The organism is Mesorhizobium sp. WSM4844 (assembly GCF_055811775.1).
The window spans coordinates 1-407 of record NZ_JBVVQB010000201.1 but is presented as its reverse complement, the minus strand read 5'-3'; the positions used below and the strand labels follow the sequence as shown (position 1 = coordinate 407).

Below are 407 nucleotides of genomic sequence, written 5' to 3'. Positions count from 1 at the left end.
GGTGCTGCCAGCTCATGGGCGCGCCCGTCGAGCACGGCCCGCACCTCGGCATGCATCACTTCCAGCGTCGTGTGATCCCCGATCAGATGATGCTGCAGCTCCAGCAGCAGCCAACGCCCGCTGCCGGGCTCGCGCGCGATCACGACGCGCATCAAGGGCGCCCGGCCAAGGTCGATGCGCTGCCGGCGTGGATCAAACCGGCGCCGGAGCTCCTCGGCGCCGGAACCGTCACAGTCATCCAGCTCGACCTCGCTCACCTGTAGCGGCGCACGCCGCCACACCACCTGGGCCGGGCTCGACAGCCCCTCCCAGACAAAGGCCGTGCGCAGGATGTCGTGCCGGTCCACCACCTGCTGAACCGCGCCAAGATAGCGCTCCAACAGGCCGCGCTCGGCAAAGGCCATCTG

1 protein-coding gene is annotated in these 407 nt (G+C 69.5%); it reads right to left on the bottom strand.

Annotated features, from left to right (window positions below; translation table 11 throughout):
• Positions 1–407 (bottom strand): condensation domain-containing protein (locus AC0L2A_RS36425; RefSeq protein WP_473613015.1); only part of this gene is annotated, 407 nt, incomplete at both ends.